The following is a 20,013-nucleotide window of genomic DNA, read 5'->3' as shown; positions in this document are numbered from 1 at the left end:
GCTGGCTTTCGCTGTTCGCCGTGCCCCGCGGTCGTGAAAACCTTAGCCTTATGCCTGCATGCCACCGCATACGCGGATTCGGCGCAGTCGCCGGCCCGGTGCCTGCGCCGGCAGCCGGTTTGCGGCGCACGGCTGGCGGGTGAGGAGTGTTCGATGGGTGATGCGACGGCGGATTCGCGGGAGGGTACGCAATTCGGGCCGTATCGGCTGCGGCGGTTGGTCGGTCGCGGCGGCATGGGCGACGTGTACGAGGCCGAGGACACGGTCCGCGAGCGCATCGTGGCCCTGAAGCTGATGTCGCGCACCCTGTCCAACGACCCGGTCTTCCGGTCGCGGATGCAGCGTGAGGCCCGCACCGCCGGACGGCTGCACGAACCGCACGTCGTGCCCATCCACGACTTCGGCGAGATCGACGGCCAGCTGTACGTGGACATGCGGCTGATCGACGGCAAAGACCTGGCCAGCATGCTGAAGCGTTACGGGCCGATCTCCCCGCCGCGGGCGATCGCGGTTGTCCGCCAGATCGGTTCGGCACTCGACGCCGCGCACGCCGCCGGGATCCTGCACCGCGACGTGAAGCCGGAAAACATTCTGGTGAGCGCCGACGACTTCGCCTACCTTGTCGACTTCGGCATCGCCAGCGCCACCTCCGACGAAAAACTCACGCAATTCGGAACCACCGTGGGCACCGCCAAATACATGGCCCCGGAGCGGTTCGGCGATTCCGAGATAACCGCGAAGGCCGACATCTACGCGCTGGCCTGCGTGCTGTACGAATGCCTGACCGGTTCGCCGCCCTACACCGGCGACCAGCTCAGCGTGATGGGCGCGCACGTGCACCAGCCGATCCCGCGACCGAGCGCGACCCGGCCCAGCATCCCGGCCGCCTTCGACGGGGTCATCGCCAGCGGCATGGCCAAGGACCCGGCGGACCGCTTCCTCACCTGTGGTGACCTGTCGGCGGCCGCCTACGGCGCGCTGGCCGCACCCGATCAGGATCGGGCCACCGACATCTTGGAACGCAGCCAAATGGCAACGCCACCGGCCGCATTCGCCGGCCAGCCGGCCGCCGGGTTCGCGGCCGGGACGCCCGTCGCCGCGCCGGCACCACCGCCCGTCGGCGCCTGGCCCGCGCGGTCGGCCGCCGGGCAACCCCTGACTGCCGGCGCACCGGGGCTGCAGCCCACCGCGTGGGGCGGCCCGCCGGTCTGGACGAACGCCGGTGCGACGCCGCCCTGGGGGCAACCGCCGCGGGGCAGCCGCAAGCCCTGGCTGTGGGTCGGTGTCGCCGCCACCCTCACGATGGCGCTCATCGGGGTGATCCTCGGCGTCGTCCGCCCCTGGGAATCGAAGACTCGGTCCGCCCCGACCCCGCCTCCGCCACCGCCGGATGCCGTCGCGTTGCGGGTCATCGATGACGGTGTGTTCGTGGGCAGTTCGGCGGCCCAGACCACGATCGACGTCTTCAACGAACCCATCTGCCCGCCGTGTGGCAGCTTCATCAGGTCGAACGCCGCCGACATCGACAGCGCCGTGAACAACAAGAAACTCGCCGTGCGCTATCACCTGCTCAACTTTCTCGACGACAAGTCGCACAGCCAGGACTACTCGACGCGCGCGGTGGCGGCCACCTACTGCGTCGCCGCGCAGAACGACCCCAAGGCCTACGTCGACTTCTATTCCGGCTTGTTTGCCAGCAACTTTCAGCCGCAAGAGGGCGCCGCCGAAGACCGCACCGATGGCGAGCTCGCGCAATTGGCCAAGACGGTCGGGGCCGACGCCGCCGTCGTCGCCTGTATCAAGTCCGGCGACGACATCGGCACAGCCAAGGCGAAAGCGGCGAACGGCTACTCGACCCTGTCGGCGGACAACGCCAATTCCACCCCCTTCGTGTGGGACGGCACGACCGCGGTGAACTACCAGAATCCGGCCTGGCTGACGAAACTCGCCGGATAGCAAGCGGCCCACCGGGCCGCCGGGCGGGCGAGCCGCGATCGCCGCACACCGCGATGTTGTACGTTTCCTGCGGCGAGTTGATTGGAGTCAGCGATGAGCGACGCGCAGGGGTCGCGGTCGGGGACGATGTTCGGCCCGTACCGTCTCGGCCGGCTGCTCGGCCGCGGCGGAATGGGCGAGGTCTACGAGGCCGAGCACACCGTCAAGCAGTGGACCGTCGCGCTGAAGCTGATGTCGCACACATTCAGCCAGGATCCCGTGTTCCGCAAGCGAATGGAGCGCGAAGCCCGCATCACCGGCCGGCTGCTGGAGCCGCATGTGGTGCCGATCCACGACTACGGCGAGATCGACGGCCAGCTGTTTGTGGAGATGCGCCTCATCGAAGGCGTCGACCTGGACAGCTTGCTCGAACGGGAGGGGCCGCTGCCCGCGCCGCGCGCGGTGGCCATCATCCACCAGGTCGCGTCGGCCCTGGACGCGGCCCACGCCGCCGGGGTGACACATCGTGACGTCAAACCGCAGAACATCCTGATCACCGGCGACGACTTCGCGTACCTGGTCGACTTCGGTATCGCCAGCGCCAAGACCGACGAGAAACTCACCCAACTGGGCACCGCGGTCGGAACCTTGAAATACATGGCACCCGAACGCTTTTCGAGTGACGAGGTGACTTCCCGCGCCGACGTGTACGCGCTGGCATGCGTGCTCTACGAATGCCTGACCGGGGCGCCGCCGTATGCCGCCGACAGCACGGCCGTCCTGGTCACCGCGCACATGATGCACCCCATCCCCAAACCCAGCGCGCACGGCGCCGGCGTGAGCCACGCATTCGACGCGGTGATCGCTGCGGGGATGGCCAAAGACCCGAGCGAGCGCTACCCCACCGCCGGTGCCCTGGCCGACGCCGCGCACAAGGCACTGACCAGCCCGGAACGCGAACGCGCCGCGACGATCCTGGAGCGCAGCAACACCGAGGTCCCGATCAGCCCACCCGGGCCGCCGCGGCGCCGGCGCACCCGCTGGCCGGTGGTGGCCGCCGCGGCCGTCGTCGCCGCCGCGATCTGCACCGTCGGCGTCTGGCTGGTGCTCAAACCGACCAGCCAGCCGCAGCACCGGACAAGTTCGGGCAAGACCGCACCGCCGTCCACCGCCGCGCCCAGCGGCGACCAGGAGCGACTGATCAGTCTGCTCCCGCCGGGCTACCTGCCGGGCACCTGCACGCCGGCCACTCCCGAGTCGGGCAGCATCTGGGTGCACGCGGTGGCCATGGTGACCTGCGGACAGAACACCCAGCCAGGCGGCCCGGCCCGGGCCACCTACGGGCTGTTTCCGACGTCCGACCGGCTGAAGAAGGCCTTCGACGACGACGTCGGCAACGTCAGCCTGGTGAACTGCCCCGGCGAGGGACGCTCACCCGTCAGCTGGCACTACGACGAGACCCCCAACGACATGGCCGGCCTGATCGCGTGCGGCAGCTACAACAACCACCCGAACGTGATCTGGTCCAACGATTCGAGGCTCATGCTCAGCGATGTCACCGGCGACCCGGCCACCGTCGAAGACCTGCACACCTGGTGGGACGCGTACGGCTGACCCGTCCGGCCTAGTCCGTTACCGGCTCGGAATCCTCTTGGCGTTCGGCGTCTTCCACGGTCAAGGGCAATGCCAGCTCTTCGAGCGGGCGCTGTTCGGCGGCGATCCCGAGCCACAGCTCGACCAGGCCGGCCGCGGCCATCACGACCGCCCCGATGAGGAATGACCAGACGACCTCGGTGCGCATGCCGGAGTTGATCAGCTGACCGAACAGCAGCGGCCCGGTGATGCCGCCGATCGCCGTGCCCATCGCGTAGAAGAACGCGATCGCCAGCGCCCTGGTCTCCATCGGGAAGATCTCGCTGACGGTCAGGTACGCCGCGCTGGCGCCCGCGGACGCCAGGAAGAAAGCGACGATGAGCACGCCGATGAAGGCCCAGACGCCGCCGGCCTGGGTGAGGAACACGATCGCCAGCACCACCACCGCGACACCGGAACCGATATAGGTCAGCGTGATCATCGGCTTGCGGCCGACGGTGTCGAACAGGTGCCCGAGCAGCAGCGGGCCGGCGAAATTACTGAGCGCCCACAGTACGAAGAACACCGGCACCATGCCCGACGGCACGGCGTAGAACTGGCTGAGCAGCGTGCCGAGGTTGAACGTGACGCCGTTGTAGAGAAACGCCTGACCGATGAACAGCGCCAGCCCGAGGACCGCGCGACGGGGATAGAGCTTGAACGCGACCGCGGCGATCTCCCGGAAGGAAATCGCCGTGCGCTGGCGGATCCGCAGCGGCTTGCCCTGCGGTTCGGGCAGCGGTTGGCCGGTCTCCTGCTGGACCGCCTCTTCGATATCGCCGACGATCTGCTCCGCCTCCTCGTCGCGGCCGTGGATGAACAGCCAGCGCGGGCTCTCCGGGACGTTACGCCGCACCAGCAGCACGAAAATGCCGAGGATGGCGCCGATTCCGAAGGCGAGGCGCCAGCCGACGTTGGGCGGGAAGTTCGACGTGTTCAACAGGACCAGCGCGCCGCCCGCCCCGGCGGCCGAACCCAGCCAATAGGTTCCGTTGATCACCAGGTCGACGCGACCGCGTACCCGCGCCGGGATCAACTCGTCGATCGCCGAATTGATGGCGGCGTATTCGCCGCCGATGCCGGAGCCGGTGAAGAAACGGGTCAGGAAGAAATACCACGGGGCGAACGCGAACGCGGTGGCGACGGTGGCCACCAGATAGATCGCCAGCGTGATGATGAACAGGTTGCGCCGGCCGAAACGGTCGGTCAGGTGGCCGAAGAACAGCGCCCCCGAACACGCTCCCGCGATGTAAATCGCGGCCGCCATGCCGATCTGGGCCGCGTTGAGCGAGATGCCGCTGTTGTGCTCCATCAGCCGGGCCGAGACGTTGCCCACCATGGTGACCTCGAGCCCGTCGAGCACCCACACCCCACCCAGGCCGACGACGACGCGCCAGTGAAACCGCGACCATGGCAGCCGGTCCAGCCGCGCCGGAACATGCGTCGAGATGGTCTTGGTTTGCGCGCTCGCACTCATGCGGTCTCCGTTCGGGTTTGACAGAGATTTACCCACTCAGCACCCGTCGCTAGCCCTCAGCGGGGCATCGAACCGGTGCGGCGCCCGTCGGCGTCAGTCACGATCGGACCGGGACTCTTCGGGAGTCCAGGCCTGCGGCTGGCCGGGGTGGCCGGGAAAGAGGAAGTCGATGAAGGCCGCCGCCGTGGGCTGGGGCTCGTGGTTGGCCAGCCCCGGGCGCTCGTTGGCCTCGATGAAGGCGTACTCCGCGCCGGTGACATCGGGCACCAGCAGGTCGATGCCGGTCACCGGGATGCCGATCGCTTCGGCCGCCGTCACCGCGACGCGGCACAGTTCGCTGTTCACCTGCGCGGTGACGTCATGGATGGTGCCGCCCTGATGCAGGTTGGCGGTGCGCCGCACCCGCAGCCGAGTCCCCTGCGGCAGCACGTCATCCAGCTTCCAGCCGGCCTCGGCGATCGTCGACTCGGTGAGGTCGTCGAGCGGGATGCGGGATTCGCCGCCGGTGGCCGCCGAACGCCTGCGGCTCTCGGCCGCGATCAGATCCCGCACGCTGTGCTCCCCCGTGCCGATGACCTCAGGGGGCATCCGCACCGCGGCGGCGACGACGCGGCCGTCGATCACCACCAGCCGCAGATCGTCGCCCGTCACCCGCTGCTCGATCAGCACGTCCTGGTATTGCTGCCGGGCCCGCGCCAGCGCGGAGCTGAGGTCGTCGGGTCCGTTGTCCGGGAGGACCCCGACGGTGATGCCCTTGCCCTGCTCGCCACGCGTCGGTTTGACGACGACCTCTCCGACCTCCTTGAGAAAGGCGAAGTCACCCTCGTCGAACGTGGCCAGCCGGGCGCGGGGCACGGTGATGCCCGCCTCGGAGACCAGGCGACGCGTCAGCCGCTTGTCGTCGCAGCGGCACATGGCCACCGCGGAGGTGTACTCGGACAGCGATTCCCGAGTGACGACGCTTCGGCCGCCGTGGGTCAGGCGCATCTCGCCCGTCTCGGCGTCGAGCACCTCGACCCAGATCCCGCGGCGCAGCGCTTCGTCGGCGATGATCCGGGCGTAGGGGTTGAGGTCGTCGATCGTCTCGGGCGGCGGGGTGAACAGCGGCTCGTTGATCGCGTTCTTGCGCTTGATCGCCAGCACCGGGACGCGACGGAAACCCAGCTTCTCGTAGAGGCCGATGGCGGCCGCGTTGTCGTGCGCCACCGACAGGTCCATGTAGGCGCGGCCCGCGCTGCGGAAGTGCTCGGCCAGCGCCTTGGTCAGGGCGCCGCCGACGCCGGGCAGCCCGGCGGCCGGATCGACGGCCAGCGTCCACAGGCTCGACCCCTCTTCCGGGTCGTTGAACAGCAACTCGTGGTCGACGCCGGTGACGGTGCCGACCACGGCCCCGTCCTCGTCGCGCACCGCGAGCAGATACTTCACCGCCGGCACGTGCTGATGGTTGTCCCAGATCACGTCGACGCCGGCCGGGACCATGCCGCAGCGCACGTAGACGCGGTTCATTGCGTCGGCATCGATCGGGTCGTTCAGCGTGCGCACCGTCACGCCCAGCGGCGACGGCGCCAGGTTCGTCGTCTTGGGGGTGAAACGCAGCCGGTAGGTGTGGCTGGGGTCGATGAACAGCTCGGTGGGCGCCTCGGCGACCACCACGTGAGACTCGCGGGCGTAGATGCAGATGTCGCGACGCCCGGGCCCCTCGCGGCGCAGCGCCTCGACCAGTTCCTGGGAATTGGCGAAGGTCTGCCCGAAAATCAGCCGGCCCCAACCCAATTCGAGCTCGACGTCCTTGGCCATCGCGTCGACCAGCTCTTGCGGCGAGGCGTCATGCAGACCGAGCGTGATCGCCTCGGTGTGGTCGCCCGACTGATCGACCATGGTCATGCAACCGGGCCCGTTACACCGTGACGCTGCAACCAGAGCTCGAGCAGGGCGATCTGCCAGAGCTCGTTACCCCGCAGCGGGGTCAGTTTGCCGTTCGGGTTGGCCAGCAGCGCGTCGACCGCGTCGGTGTTGAACAGGCCGCGCTCCTTGGCGGTGGGCGCGTAGAGAGCGTCGCGGACCATGTCGAGGTACTGGCCCTCGAGGTGGGTCAGCGCCGGGACCGGGAAGTAGCCCTTGGGGCGGTCGATGACCTCCGACGGAATCACCCGTCGCGCAGCCTGTTTCAGGACGCCCTTGCCTTCGTGCGCGATCTTGAGTTCCGGCGGGCAGGTGGCCGCCAGCTCGACCAGCTCGTGGTCGAGGAACGGCACTCGGCCCTCCAGACCCCACGCCATCGTCATGTTGTCGACCCGCTTCACCGGGTCGTCGATCAGCATCACGGTCGTGTCGAGGCGCAGCGCACGGTCGATTCCGGTTTCGGCGCCGGCCTGCGCGAAGTGCTCGGTGACGAATCGAAGGCTGGGATCGCCGGCCGCGACGATGCCCGATCCGACCAGCGCGCCGACCCCGGCGTCGTCGCGGTCGAAGAACGCGCCGCGGTATTGGGCAACGGCACCGTCCAGGGTCGCCGCGGCCGCCTCTCCCATCGGCGGGTACCAGTGGTAGCCGGCGAACACCTCGTCGGCGCCCTGGCCAGACTGCACGACCTTCACGTGCCGCGCCACTTCCTGGCTGAGCAGGTAGAAGGCGACGCAGTCGTGGCTGACCATCGGCTCGCTCATCGCGCCGATGGCACCGTCCAGCGCGGGCAGCATCCGGTCGGACTCGATGCGAATCTGGTGATGGTCGGTCTCGAAGCGCTCGGCCACGATGTCGGAGTACTGGAACTCGTCGCCCTTGACGCCGCCGGCCGACTCGAAGCCGATGGAGAAGGTCGACAGCCCGTGCTGACCGGCCTCGGCGAGCAGGCCCACGATCAGGCTGGAATCCACGCCCCCGGACAGCAGGCAACCGACCGGCACGTCGGCGACCAGGCGGCGCTTGACCGCCAGCCGCAGCGTGGACAGCACGGCGTCTTCCCAGTCGCGCTCCGACCAGTCGGCGCGGTCCGAGTGGCGGGAGAAGTCGGGCGCCCAGTAGGTGGTGACGGTGCGCCTGCCATCGGGCTCGATGGCCACCAGCGACGCGGGCGGCACCTTGCGGACCCCCCGAAGGATGGTGTGCGGCGCGGGCACCACCGAGTGGAAGCTCATGTAATGGTGCAGCGCGACCGGGTCGATCCGGGTGTCCACGCCGCCGCCGGCCAGCAGGGCCGGCAACGTCGAGGCGAACCGGACGCGGTGGTTGTCCTCGGTCAGATACAGCGGCTTGATGCCGAGCCGGTCCCGGCCGAGCAGCACCCGCCCGCTGTCGCGTTCGACGATGGCGAAGGCGAACATGCCGAACAGATGGCTGACGAAGTCGTCACCCCACCGGTGGTAGGCCTTGATCAGAACCTCGGTGTCGCTGTGCGAGAAGAAGCGGTAGCCGTACCCGCTGAGCTCCTGCCGCAACTCCTTGTAGTTGTAGATGCAGCCGTTCCACGCCAGCGACAGACCCAGCTCCGAGTCGACCATCGGCTGGGCGCCGGCTTCGGTGAGGTCAATGATTTTGAGGCGACGATGGCCAAGCGCGACGCGGCCCTGTGACCAGGCGCCGCCCGCATCCGGACCCCGTGGTGTCAGCACCGCGGCCATCGCTGAGACGGCCGCTACATCGGGCGCCTGCCCATCGAGTCGTACCTCCCCGGTGACTCCGCACACGCCTTCGACCCTACCGTTGTCCGATTCGAAGCGCGCGTGAGATCCACCAAAACCGCTGCAACGGGCCACGTACGGCGGCGATCAACGCGCTGTGATCACCGTGATCGACGGTTGTGTGAACTGGATCGCACGGTCGCCGCCAGTCGGCGAGAACGTTCATGTCGTGGTGGGCGGCTCGTCGTCGCCGGATGCCGCGGTGAACCGTTCATGCGGGGCCAGTTCGCGACGCCGCTCCGCGCGGACCAGACGCCGCAGCTGTTCGCCGTACAACTCGACCGAGTCGGCGGTCAGCATCTCGTTGTGGGTGCAGTCCACCGCGAACGTCAGGACGTCACCCGAGGCATACGGCTCCCAGGATCGGGCCAGCCGCGAACCACGATCGTTTTGATCCCGCACCGCGGAGAAGACGCTGAGGTCACCATCGAACAGCCTCGGTTCATGCAGCCGGTACAGCTCGATGTTGTCGTTGAGATTCCCGGCCAGCAAATCGACGAGCTGTTGGTGCCGGGAGAGGTCGGCGACCCCCGACTCGCGCAGCAGCTCCGCCAACTGCTCATCGCTGGGCGGGCCGGTGTGCGCATCGGTGCTGATGTTGTAGGCCCGCAGGACGTCGTCGAGCACCTGCCGCTCGCTCAGCGCGTGCTCGGGCAGGGCGATGCCGTCGTCGATGCTGGGTTGTGCGTCGAGCAGGATCAGGCGCCCGATCACGCAGCGGCGGCGCTGCAGCTCGATGGCGATCTCGTGGGCGACGACACCGCCGAACGACCAGCCCAGGATGTTGTACGGCCCGTCGGGATGGACCTCCTGGATCCGGTCGGCGTGCATCTCGGCCAGTTCGCGGATGGACCGCGGAGCGGCCTGGTCGGCCTGCGGGATTTGCTGGATGCCGAGGATTGCGCCGTCCACATACTTCCCGAGAACGTGGTACGGCCAGCTCACCCCGCCCGCCGGGTGGATGCAGAACAGCGGCACGCCGGACCCGTGCTTCAGGACCTGCACGGGAACCACCTCGTCGGCGCCCGTCGCCTCGGCCTGTAGCCGCTGGCTCAACGCCTTGACGGTGGGCGCGTCGAACAAGGTGCGTACCGCCAGGTCAACGCCCAGGCCGGCATTGATCGCGGCGACCACGCGCATCGCCGAGATGCTGTCGCCGCCCAGCTCGAAGAAGGAGTCGTCGACCCCCACCAGGTCGGCACCGAGCACGCGGGCGTAGATGTCCGCCAGGGCCTGCTCGGTGGCCGTGGACGGGGCCCGGTACCCGCTGCCGCTGTACTGCGCCGCCGGTAGCGCTCGGGTGTCGAGTTTGCCGTTGGGCGTCAACGGGAGACTGTCGAGCGCTACCACCGCGGCCGGAACCATGTAGACCGGCAGCCGCCCAGCCAGCGCGGTGCGCGCCTCGCCCGGGTCGGCGGTTCCGGTGATGTAGCCGACCAGTCGCTTGACGCCGGGCTGGTCCTCGCGGGCGATCACCACGGCCCGCTCGACGTCGCCGAGTGCGGCCAGCGCGGCCTGGACCTCGCCGAGTTCGATGCGGTAGCCGCGGATCTTGACCTGCTCGTCGGCGCGCCCGGAGTACTGCAGCTGCCCGTCGGCGCCCCAGCAGACCAGGTCCCCGGTGCGATACATGCGCGTTCCCGGCGCCCCGAACGGGCACGCCACGAACCGCGACGCGGTCAGCCCGGCCCGCCCGACATAGCCGGCGGCCACGCCGTCGCCGGCCACATACAACTCGCCGACCACACCCGCGGGCACCGGCCGCAGCCACGGGTCGAGCACGAACAGGGCCGCGCCGTCCACCGGCGACCCGATCGGCGGCGTCCCGGATCCGCGCGTCAGCGGGGCGCTGATCGCCACGCACATGGTCGTCTCGGTCGGGCCGTAGGCGTTGATCATCCCGCGCCCCGGCGCCCACCGGTCCACCACCTCGGCCGGGCAGGCCTCGCCGACCACTGCCAGCGACATCGAATCCAGCCCCTCCGGCGACAGCATCGCCACCGCCGACGGGGTCTGGGTCAGCACGGTGACCCCCGCGTCGACCAGCAGCGCGTGGAAGTCCTTCGGCGAGCGCGCCACCGACTCGGGCACCACGACCAGCCGCCCGCCGCGCAGCAGCGCGCCGAAGATCTCCCAGACCGAGACGTCGAAGGCGTACGAGTGGCTCTGCGTCCACACGCCGACCCGCGGCAGGCCCGCGTCCAGGGACTCCAGCAGCTGGGTCACGTTGCGGTGGGTGATGGCGACACCCTTGGGAACACCGGTGGTGCCCGAGGTGTAGATGACGTAGGCGATGCCGTCAGCCGGGGGTGCCGGCAGCGGCGTGCCTGCCTGGTCCTCGATCCGGGGGTCCTCGATGTCGATGACCGCCAGGTGCGACGCGTTCAGCCGCGACCGCAGGCCCGCCGTGGTGAGGGCGGCGATCGGTGCGGCGTCGTCGAGCATGAAGCGGATCCGGGTGCCGGGCGCCGCCGGGTCGATCGGCAGGTAGGCGGCCCCGGTCTTGAGCACCGCCAGGATCGCCACGATCGCCCGCGCCGACCGCGAAAACAGCAGCGCCACAGACTCTCCCGGGCCCGCGCCCTGGTCGGCGAGCAGGTGTGCCAGCCGGTTGGCGGCCTCGTCGACCTCGCGGTAGGTCATCGACGTGCCACCCCAGTTGATCGCCACCGCGTCGGGCCGGTCCGCGACCTGGGCCTCGAACAGCGCGGGAATCGACGGCAGCGCGGGCAGCGGCCGGGCCAGCACCGCGCGGTTACCGATCTCGTCCAGGCGGGCGTGCTCCGGCGCGTCGAGCAGGTCCACCGCCGACAGCGGCCGGTCCGGATCGGCGGTCATCGCCAGCAGCACCCGCTCCAGCCGGTCGCCGAGCGCCTCGACGGTCGGCGTGTCGAAGACGCCGGTGTCGTATTCCACCCGCAGGCCCAGTTCCTGGCCGGACAGCGCGGCCTGCATCGTCAGCGGATAGTGGTTGCGCTCGAACATGTTGACGCCGGCGATCGCCAGTTCGTGGTCGACCGCCATCGCCGAGGTGTCCAGCGGATAGTTCTCGTAGGCGAACAGGGTGTCGAAGAGCCTCTCGTGACCGGTGATCCGGTGCATCTCGCTCAGCGACAGGTGCTGATGGTCGAGCGTCTCGGCGTGACCGCGCTGCAGCTGGCCGAGCAGCTCGGTCGTGGTGGTCGCCGCCGTCATGTCGGCGCGCACCGGGACGGTGTTGATCATCAGACCTACCATCGATTCGGCGCCGACGACCTCGGCCGGCCGGCCCGACACCGTGGTACCGAAGGCGACGTCGTGCTGGCCGGTCAGCCAGGCCAGCAGCTGCGCCCACGCGGCCTGCAGCACGGTGCTGATCGTGGTGTGGCTGGAGCGGGCCAGCTCGCCGAGCGCCCGGGTGGTGTCCTCGGACAGCGCGAACGATCGCACGCCGCGGGCGCCGAACTCCAGCTGCTGCGGCGGCCCGACCAGCGTCGGGGTGTCGAAGCCGGCCAGCACCTCAGCCCACGCCGCGCGCGCGGCGTCGAGGTCGCGGTCGGCCAGCCAGGAGATGAACCTGCGATACGGCGCGGGCGCCGGCAGCCGCTGCCCCGTGTAGCAGGCGAACGTCTCGTTCAGCAGGATCGGCACCGACCAACCGTCGAGCACGATGTGGTGGATGGTGAGGATCAGCCGGTGCCGGTCGTCGCCCGTGCGAACCAGCGCCGCGCGGACGGCCGGCTGGTCGGCCAGGTCGTAGACCGCGGCGCGCTCGGAGGCGCACAGCCGCTGGATCTTCCCTTCGGGCTCGCTGCCGTTGGGCTGGAACTCGAGGTACCGCCACGCCATCGCGGGATTCGCCGGGATGATCTGGATTGGCTCGTCGAACTGGTCGCAGAATCGGGCCACCAGGTGCGGGTGCCGGCCGACCACGGTGTGCATCGCGTCGCGCAGCCGGTCCCCGTCCAGCGGGCCGGTCAGGGTGAGATCCAGCTGCACGACGTACAGGTGGTCGTCGTTGCCCCGCGTGGTGTTCGCGTGGAAGAGCAGCCCCTCCTGCAGCGGGGTCAGCGGCAGCACGTCGGCGATCCGCCGCCGCCGCTCGAGCTCGTCGATCTGCTGCTGGTCCAGCCGGGCCGGGACGATGTCCGACGGGGTCAGGCCGCCGCCGCCGTGGCGCACGTGCGCGCAGATGCCGCCCAGGGCCTCGAACCACAACCGGCTCAGCCGGGCGACCTGCTCGCGGTCCAGCGCCGTGGCCGCCCACGTCCAGTTGGCGTGCAGCTGGGGGCCGTCCGCGGTGTCCATGGTGCCGGCGTTGAGGTCCACGGTGTGCATCAGCGGCATCGGCACCGCGGTGCTGGTGGCGGTGGCCGCCGAGCCGTCCGGGCTGATCCGCCACAGCTCGTCGGAGAGCTCGGCGGCCGCGCCGCCCAACCTGCCCAGATAGTTGAACCCGATGGTCGGGTCGGGGCCGTCCAGGTCCACGTCGGCGTTCAGGTAGCGCAGCAGTCCGTAGCTCAACGGATCCGGTAGCGCGCGCAGTTGTTCCTTGGCGTCCTTGACCACGGCACCCAGGATCGGCGCGCCGGCCGTCACCTGCGACCAGGACAGCCCGCCGACGTTCAGTGCCACCGGGTATTTGGTGGTGAACCAGCCCACGGTGCGGGACAGGTCCACCCCAGCGGCCAGCTCTTCGTGGCGGCCGTGGCCCTCGACGTCGATGCCGATCGGCGAGCCGACAGCAAGGTGGGGGCCCAGGAACTCGCCCCAGGCCAGCGCGAACCCGACGAGCAAAATGTCGTTGATGCCGGCGTGGAATGCGGCCGGCGCCTCGCCGAGCAGCGTGCGGGTGGTCTTCGCGTCCAGCGTGACCGACATGTTCTCGGCGGTCTTGTAGGTGTCGACCTCGGGCCGCACCGCCGGCAGGGCGGGCGGCGTCGCGGCGACCTGCCGCCAGGCGTCGGCCTGCGCGACCACCGCCGGCGACGACGCGTGCTCGGCGAGCAGCGTGGCCCAGCGGGCGAACGACGTTCCGCCGGCCGGCAGCGCGATCGGTTGCCCGTGGTGGTGCTGACCCCAGGCGACGTTGAGGTCTTCCAGCAGCACGCGCCAGGACACACCGTCCACGGCCAGGTGATGAACGATCAGCACCAGCTCGCGAGTGGAGGACACCCACAGTGCGCTGAGCATCACCCCGGCGGCGGGATTCAACCGTGACCGCGCCTCGATGATCGCCGCGTCGGACATCTCGTCGACGGCGTGCACGCGCTGGGCCGCGTCGACCGATCCCGGCTCGGGCACCTGCAGGGACCATGCGCCGGCGTCCTCGTCGACGCGCAACCGCAGCATGGCGTGCCGGTCCAGCAGGGCCTGCAACACCGTCACCACGTCGGCCTCGGTGACGCCGGCGGGTGCGGCCAGCACCATCGTCTGGTTGAACTGATCGACCGGGCCGTCGACGCTGCGCAGCCAGTGAATGATCGGAGTGGCGGCGATGTCGCCGACGCCCTCGTCGGCCGCGCCGTACTCACCGTCGGTCGCGCCGGCCACCCGCGCCAGCCGGGCCACCGTCTGCTCGGTGAAGATGTCGCGCGTGCGCAGCGCTAGACCGGCTACCCGCGCGCGGGTCACCACCTGCATGGACGAGATGCTGTCGCCACCCAGGTCGAAGAAGGAGTCGTCGATGCCGACCCGCTCTACGCCCAGCACCTGGGCGTAGATGCCCGCCAGGGTCTCCTCGACGGGGGTGCCTGGTGCGCGATACCGGTCGACGTCGCGGTACTCGGGCGCCGGCAGGGCCCGCACGTCGAGCTTGCCGTTGGCCGTCAGCGGCAGCGCGTCGAGCGTCACGATCGCGGCCGGAACCATATAGCCCGGCAGATGATCGGCCAGCCGGGTGCGGATCTCGACCGGGTCCGCTCCCCCCGTGACGTAGCCGACCAGGCGCTTATCGCCGGGCCGGTCCTCGCGGGCGATGACCACGCCCTGCTCCACGCCGTCCAGCGCGGACAGTGCCGAGCGCACCTCGCCGAGTTCGATGCGGTAGCCGCGAATCTTGACCTGCTCGTCGGCGCGGCCCAGATACTGCAGCTGGCCGTCGGCGCCCCAGCGCACCAGGTCGCCGGTGCGGTACATGCGCGACCCGGGCGCCCCGAACGGGCACGCCACGAAGCGCGACGCGGTCAGCTCGGCGCGGCGCCAGTAACCGACCGCGACGCCGCCGCCGGCCACATACAGCTCGCCGACCACGCCGTGCGGCACCGGCCGCAGGGATTCGTCCAGGACGAACACGGCCGCCCCGGGCACCGGCGAGCCGATGGGCACTGGCGCGTTAGTGGGCGATCCGGCTTGCAGCGGCGCGCTGACCGCGGCGTACACCGTCGCCTCGGTGGGGCCGTAGGCGTTGATCATCACGCGGCCGGGGGCCCACCGGTCGACCAGCTCGGTGGGGCAGGCCTCACCGGCGACCACCAGTGCGGCGGACTCGAGCCCCTCAGGCGACAGCACATCGGCCGCGGACGGGGTCTGGCTGATCACGGTGACCTCTTCGGCGACCAGCAACGCGTGGAAGTCGTCCGGTGACCGGACCACGGAGTCGGGGATGACCACCAGGCGCCCGCCCTGCAGCAGCGCGCCGAAGATCTCCCAGACCGAGACGTCGAAGGCCAGCGAGTGCCATTGCGACCAGACGCCCTCGCGCGGCAGGCCGGACTCCCCCGACGCCAGCAGCTGCGCGACGTTGCGGTGCGCGACGGCAACGCCTTTGGGGACACCGGTGGTGCCGGAGGTGTAGATCAGGTAGGCGATGTCGTCGGCGCTCGGCGCCGGCAACGGGGTCGACGGCTGGGCGTCGACGGCCGGGTCGTTCACGTCGATGACGACGACATGGTGGCCGTATAGCCGCCCGGCCAGCTCGGCGGTGCTGATCGCGACCATCGGCGCGGCGTCGTCGAGCATGAACCCGATCCGCTCGTCCGGCAGCCCCGGGTCGATCGGCAGGTAGGCGGCCCCGGCCTTGAGCACGGCGAGGATCGCCACGATCGCCTCGGCCGAACGCCCGAACAGCAGCGCGACCCGCTCGCCGCGGCCGACGCCCAGCCCGGCCAGGCGGCGGGCCAGCCGGTTGGCGGCCTCGTCGAGTTCGCGATAGGTCCACGAGCGGCCGTCGCAGCGCAGCGCCACCGCGTCCGGGGTGCGCGCCACCTGCTCGGCGAACAACGCCGGAATCGACGCGTCCACAGCGGGGGGCGCGGTCAGCGCCGCCCGGTTGCCGAGGGCGTCCAGGCGGGCGTGCTCACGCCGGTCGAGCAGATCGACCGTCGACAGCGCGCGGGTGGGATCGGCCGTCATCGCCTCCAGGACGCGTTGCAGGCGCCCGATCAGCGTCCGGATGGTCTCCGCGTCGAACACGTCGGTGCGGAACTCCACCCGCCCGCCGATTCCGGCGGGCTCGTTGTCCTCGGCCCAGCGCTCGGCCAGCGAGAACACCAGATCCATGCGGGCGACCTGGGTGTCCAGCGGTATCGACGTGACCTGCACGTCGCCCAGTGCCAGCCCGGCGCCCGGTTCGCTGTCCTGCCCGGCGAAGTTCTGCCAGGCCAGCATCACCTGCACCAGCGGGTGATGCGTCAGGCTCCGGGTCGGGTTGACCCGCTCGACCAGCACCTCGAACGGCACGTCCTGGTGCTCGAAGGCCTCCAGGCTGCGCGCGCGCACCCGGGTCAACAGCTCGGTGAAGCTCGGATCGCCGGTCAGGTCGACCCGCAGCACCAGGGTGTTGACGAAGAAGCCGACCAGGTCCTCGAGCGCGGGGTCGCGCCGGCCTGCGATCGGGAAGCCGACCGCGACGTCGGTGCTGGCGCTGATCTTGGCCAGCAGCACCGCCAGGGCGGCCTGCACCACCATGAAGCTGGTGGAGTTGTACTCGCGGGCCAACCCCGCAACCTGCTGCTGCAGGTCCGCCGGCCAGTCCACCTCGACGGCCGCACCGCGCTGGTCGGCGATCGGTGGGTAGGGCCGGTCGGTGGGCAGCGCCAACCGCTCCGGCATACCGGCCAGCGCGTCCTGCCAGTAGGCCAGCTGCCCGGCGATGCGGCTGCCGCTGTCGGCGAGCTCGCCGAACTGGGCGCGCTGCCACAGCGTGTAGTCGACGTACTGCACGGCCAGCGGCTCCCAGTCGGGGGCGCGCCCGGCGCACCGGCGGGCGTACGCCATGCCCAGGTCGCGCACCAGCGGCCGCAGCGACCAGCCGTCCGCCGCGATGTGGTGGACCACCGCGACCAGCACATGCTCGTCGTCGTCGACGCGGAACAGCGAGGCGCGCAACGGGATCTGGGTGGCCAGGTCGAAGGTCTCGCGGGCTGCGGCATCGATGGCCTCGCGCAGCCGGCTCGCCGACCAGCCGCGGGCGTTCACTGTCCGCCAGCTCAGATCGGCTTGCTCGACCGGGATCACCACCTGCTGCGGCGTGTCGTCGGTCGCGGCGAACACCGTGCGCAGGCTCTCGTGCCGGGCCACCACGTCGGCGAGCGCCGCTCCCAGCGCCGCGACGTCCAGGCGTCCGTGCATCCGCAGCGCCGCCGCCATGTTGTACACCGGGGACGGTCCCTGCAGCTGGTCGAGGAACCACAGCCGGCTCTGCGCGAACGACAGCGGGACCACCGCCGGACGCTCCCCCGCCACCAGCGGGTCCAGCCGGCCGGTGTCCTCGCCGATGCGCGGTGCCAGCTGGGCGATCGTGGGCGACTCGAAGATGACGCGCACCGGCACGCCGACGTCCATGGCGCTGTTGACGGCCGCGATCACCCGCATCGCGGAGATGCTGTCCCCGCCGAGGTCGAAGAAGGAGTCGTCGACGCCGACAAATTGAGGCGGCTCGACACCCAGCACGTGGGCGTAGATGCCGGCCAGGATCTCCTCGGTGGGGGTGGTCGGCGAGCGATACCCGGCCGCGGAGTATTCGGGTGCCGGCAGGGCGCGGACGTCGAGCTTGCCGTTGAGGGTCATCGGCAGCGCGTCGAGCACCACCACCGCCACCGGGACCATGTAGCCGGGCAGCCGCTCGGCCAGCTGCGCGCGGGCCTCGACGGGATCGGCGCCGCCGGTGATGTAGCCGACCAAGCGCTTGTCACCGGGCCGGTCCTCGCGCGCGATGACGACCGCCTGGTCCACACCGTCGAGCGCGGCCAGGGCCGAACGCACCTCGCCGACCTCGATGCGGTAACCGCGGATCTTGACCTGCTCGTCGGCGCGGCCCAGGTATTGCAGCTGCCCGTCGAGGCCCCAGCACACCAGGTCCCCGGTGCGATACATGCGCGATCCGGGTTCGCCGAACGGGCAGGGCACGAACCGCGTCGCGGTCAGCCCGGGCCGGCGCACATAGCCGTACCCGACGCCGCGACCGGCGACATACAGCTCGCCGACCACGCCGGCCGCCGCCGGTCGCAGCCACTCGTCCAGGACGAACAACGCCGCCCCGGGAACCGAGGAGCCGATCGGCGGCGCCCCTGAGCCCGCTGCCAGAGGCGTGCTCATCGACGAGAAGATGGTGGCCTCGGTCGGGCCGTAGACGTTGAGCATCGTTCGCCCGGGCGCCCAGCGGTCCACGAGCTCGGGCGGGCAGGGCTCGGCGCCGATCACCAGCGCCACCGACTCCAGGCCCTGCGGCGACAGCATGCGCACCGCCGACGGGGTCTGACTCAAGACGGTGACCTTCTCCGCGACCAGCAGCGCGTGGAACTCCATGGGCGAGCGAGCCACCGAATCGGGCACCACGACGAGCCGCCCGCCGTGCAGCAGCGCACCCCAGATCTCCCACACCGAGAAGTCGAAGGCGTACGAGTGGAACTGGGTCCAGACCTGATCCGCCGACAGCTCGACGCCGACGGCCCGCGCCTCGAACAGCCGGGTCACGTTGTGGTGGCTGACCGCCACTCCCTTGGGCACACCGGTGGTGCCCGACGTGTAGATGATGTGGGCGACGTTTTCGGGTGCCGGCGCCGGCAGGGCCGTGCGGGGCCGGCGGGCCACGGCGCGGTCGTTGACGTCGACGACGATCAGGTCGTGGGCGTCCAGCCTGTCCGCCAGCGCGGCGACGGTGATTGCGGCCATCGGCGCGATGTCGGTGAGCATGAAGTCGATGCGGGCCGCCGGCAGCGCCGGGTCGATCGGCAGGTAGGCCGCCCCGGTTTTCAGCACCGCCAGGATCGCCACGATGGCGTCGGCCGACTTTCCGAACAGCAGGGCCACGACCTCGCCAGGGCCCACCCCACGCTCGATCAGCAAGTGTGCCAACCGGTTCGACTTCTCGTCGAGCTCCCGGTACGGCATGGACCGGCCTTCGAAGGTCACCGCCGCGGCCCGCGGGCTGCGCGCCGCCTGCGCGGCGAACAACGCCGGGATGGACACCGCCGTGCCGGGCTGTGCCAGTACGGCCCGGTCGCCCCAGGCGTCCAGCCGGTCGTGTTCGGCGTCGTCGAGCACGTCGATCGAGGACAAGCGCCGCGCCGGGTCGGTGGTCATGACGACCAGCAGCCGTCGCAGCCGCCCGATCAGCGTTGCGATTCGCGCCGCGTCGAAGACGTCGGTGTCGTATTCGACCTGCAGGCGCAGTTCCTTGCCGGGCTGGGCCTGCACCGTCAGCGGGTAGTGGGTGGATTCCCGGCTGGTGATGTCGGTGACGGCCAGCTCCTGGTCGGCCGACAAGGCGCTGGCGTCGATCGGATAGTTCTCGTAGGCGAACAGGGTGTCGAACAGCCGGTCCTGGCCGGTGATGCGGTGAATCTCGTTGAGCGCCAAGTGCTGATGGTCCAGCGTGTGGTTGTAGGCGCCCTGCAGTTGGTCGAGCAGCTCGGCGGTGGTGGTGGTCGCGGTGATGTTCGCCCGCACCGGCACGGTGTTGATGAGCAGGCCCACCATGGTGTCCGCACCGACGACCTCGGCGGGACGGCCCGACACGGTGGTGCCGAAAACGACGTCGCCCTGGCCGGTCAGACCGCACAGCAACTGCGCAAAGGCGGCCTGCAGCACGGTGTTCACGGTGGTGTGGCAGGAGCGGGCCAGGTCGGTGATGGCCTGGCTCAGCTCGGCCGGCAACGAGAACGACTCGACGCTTTGCTGTCCGAGCTCCGTGCGGTCCTGCGGACCGACCAGCGTCGGGGCGTCGAAGCCGGCGAACACCTCGGCCCACGCCGCGCGGGCCGCGTCGACGTCACGCTCGGCCAGCCAGTCGACGAAGCCGCGATAGGGCGCAGCCGCCGGAAGGCGCTGGCCGTAGTAGCCGGCGAAGATCTCCCCCAGCAGGATCGG

Annotated in this window: 6 protein-coding genes (1 of these 6 running past the window's edge); 2 read left to right on the top strand and 4 right to left on the bottom strand. The window is 70.4% G+C overall.

Features of this window, described 5'->3' with window-relative positions:
* The first annotated feature begins 153 nt into the window (after nucleotides 1-153).
* Nucleotides 154-1,956 (top strand): serine/threonine protein kinase PknE, encoded by a 1,803-nt coding sequence (locus ACZYVJ_RS01150; RefSeq protein ID WP_463829316.1) that lies wholly within the window; start codon nucleotides 154-156, stop codon nucleotides 1,954-1,956.
* A gap of 93 nt (nucleotides 1,957-2,049) precedes the next feature.
* A complete protein-coding gene (locus ACZYVJ_RS01145) occupies nucleotides 2,050-3,549 on the top strand; it encodes a serine/threonine-protein kinase (RefSeq protein WP_463829315.1) in 1,500 nt (499 codons plus the stop codon).
* A 10-nt stretch (nucleotides 3,550-3,559) separates the two neighbouring features.
* On the opposite strand, the gene ACZYVJ_RS01140 is transcribed toward ACZYVJ_RS01145, so the two are convergent.
* The 4 genes from ACZYVJ_RS01140 to ACZYVJ_RS01125 form a co-directional block, all read right to left on the bottom strand.
* Nucleotides 3,560-5,044 (bottom strand): MFS transporter, encoded by a 1,485-nt coding sequence (locus ACZYVJ_RS01140; protein ID WP_463829314.1) that lies wholly within the window; start codon nucleotides 5,042-5,044, stop codon nucleotides 3,560-3,562.
* 93 nt (nucleotides 5,045-5,137) lie between these two features.
* A complete protein-coding gene (ngg, locus tag ACZYVJ_RS01135) occupies nucleotides 5,138-6,928 on the bottom strand; it encodes an N-acetylglutaminylglutamine synthetase (RefSeq protein WP_463829313.1) in 1,791 nt (596 codons plus the stop codon).
* Nucleotides 6,925-8,730 (bottom strand): N-acetylglutaminylglutamine amidotransferase, encoded by a 1,806-nt coding sequence (locus ACZYVJ_RS01130; RefSeq protein ID WP_463829312.1) that lies wholly within the window; start codon nucleotides 8,728-8,730, stop codon nucleotides 6,925-6,927. The genes ngg and ACZYVJ_RS01130 overlap by 4 nt, the downstream gene beginning before the upstream one ends.
* Nucleotides 8,731-8,886: 156 nt before the next feature.
* Nucleotides 8,887-20,013 carry the end of a non-ribosomal peptide synthase/polyketide synthase gene (locus ACZYVJ_RS01125; protein ID WP_463829311.1) on the bottom strand. 20,160 nt of this gene lie beyond the right edge of the window, so only the last 11,127 of its 31,287 coding nucleotides appear in the window; the start codon falls outside the window, past its right edge; its stop codon occupies nucleotides 8,887-8,889.

This window comes from Mycobacterium sp. IDUB_3 (assembly GCF_055419585.1).
The sequence above is the reverse complement of the archived record's forward strand: the minus strand, read 5'-3'. Positions and strand labels throughout refer to the sequence as shown.